Source organism: Streptomyces sp. SID1328, assembly GCF_009865595.1.
GTDB lineage: Bacteria > Actinomycetota > Actinomycetes > Streptomycetales > Streptomycetaceae > Streptomyces > Streptomyces griseoluteus.
Genome location: NZ_WWKH01000100.1, coordinates 1 through 1,456, shown reverse-complemented (window position 1 = coordinate 1,456; position 1,456 = coordinate 1). Strand labels below are relative to the sequence as shown.

At 75.8% G+C, this 1,456-nt stretch carries 3 protein-coding genes; all 3 read left to right on the top strand.

Going from position 1 to position 1,456, the window contains the following annotated elements; genetic code table 11:
• The coding region (locus tag GT030_RS03045) for a putative baseplate assembly protein (protein WP_161199702.1) at nucleotides 1-765 on the top strand (765 nt) is incomplete at its 5' end.
• Nucleotides 762-1,331, top strand: a complete 570-nt coding sequence (locus tag GT030_RS03040) for a phage tail protein (protein WP_161199701.1) — start codon at nucleotides 762-764, stop codon at nucleotides 1,329-1,331. The genes GT030_RS03045 and GT030_RS03040, both read left to right, overlap by 4 nt.
• 5 nt (nucleotides 1,332-1,336) lie before the next feature.
• A partial coding sequence (locus GT030_RS03035; RefSeq protein ID WP_161199700.1) for a zinc ribbon domain-containing protein occupies nucleotides 1,337-1,456 on the top strand: 120 nt, incomplete at its 3' end.

Here is a 1,456-nt window from a genome sequence, read left to right as displayed (position 1 = left end):
CCGGCGGGCAACGTGGCGCGCGGCGCGATCAACGTGCTGCGCAGTTCGGTGCCGTACGTCGCCCGGGTGGGCAACCGGGAGGCGGCCCGCGGCGGGGTGGCGGGCGAGTCGGTGGCCAACGCCCGGCTGCGCGCCCCGCAGGCGCTGCGCATGCAGGAGCGCGCGGTGACCGCCGAGGACCACGAGATCATCGCCCGGCAGGCGGCGCCCTCGGTGCGCCGGGTGCGCTGTCTGCCCGCCGCCGACGAGCCCGGCGCGGTCCGGGTGCTGGTGGTGCCGGACGCGGTGCCCGACGACGACGGCCGGGTCCGCTTCGAGCAGCTCATCCCGTCCGACCAGGTGCTCACCGCGATCACCGAGGCCCTGGACGAGCGGCGCCTGATCGGCACCCGTCTCGTGGTGGAACCGCCGGTCTACCAGGGCGTCACCGTGGTGGCCCGGCTCACCGCCCCGGCCGCCGTCGCGGACCGCGTGCGGGCCACCGCCCTGGCCGCGCTCTACGACCACCTGGACCCGCTGCACGGCGGCCCCGACGGCACGGGCTGGCCGTTCGGGCGGCCGGTGCAGTACGGGGAGGTGTTCGGTGTGCTCCAGCGGGCCGTGGGGGACGTGCTGGTGGAGGACATCCGCCTGTTCCCGGCCGACCCGGTGACCGGGCGGCGCGGTACGCCGGTGGACCGGGTCGACATCGGCGCGGGCGCGCTGGTCTTCCCGTACCAGCACCAGGTGGTCGTCACGGCGGCGGAGCCGGAGGCACGGGTATGAGCCGCGCCGCGATCCCCGGTCTGCCGAGCCGCCATCCGATCGGCGGCCAACTGCCCGCGCTGTACGCGGAGGACGACTTCGCCCAGCGGTTCACCGCCGGTCTGGACACGGTCCTGGCCCCGGTGTTCAGCACGCTCGACAACCTGCCCGCCTACCTCGACCCACGGGTGGCCCCGGCCGACTTCGTGGCCTGGCTCGCCTCCTGGGTGGGCGGGGTGGACGACCCGCGCTGGCCACTGGAGCTGCGCCGCGAGGCCACGGTCCGGGCGATGGAGCTGCACCGGTGGCGCGGAACGAGGCGCGGGCTGGTGGAGGCGCTCCAGCTGATCGTCGGGGTACGGGCCGAGGTGGTGGGCGACGGCGCCGCCGTCTGGTCGGGCACTCCCGGCAGCGAGCTGCCGCCCGCTCCGGACGCCGAGATCGTCGTACGGGTGTGGCCCGGCCGGGAGGCGACGGTCGAGGAGTCACGGGTCCACGAACTGGTCCGGGCCCTGGTCCCGGTGCACACACGATGCCGGGTCGAGGTCCTTTCCGCCGCGCCCTCCGGCTCCGGTGAAGGAGAGTGACGGCCATGCGCGAGTGTCCCGCCTGCGGGGCGTCGAACGAGGCGACGGACGACTTCTGCGGGAACTGCGGGAGTTATCTGGGCTGGTCGGAGGGGTCGGGGCGGTCGTCGCGCCGGGCGGCTGCC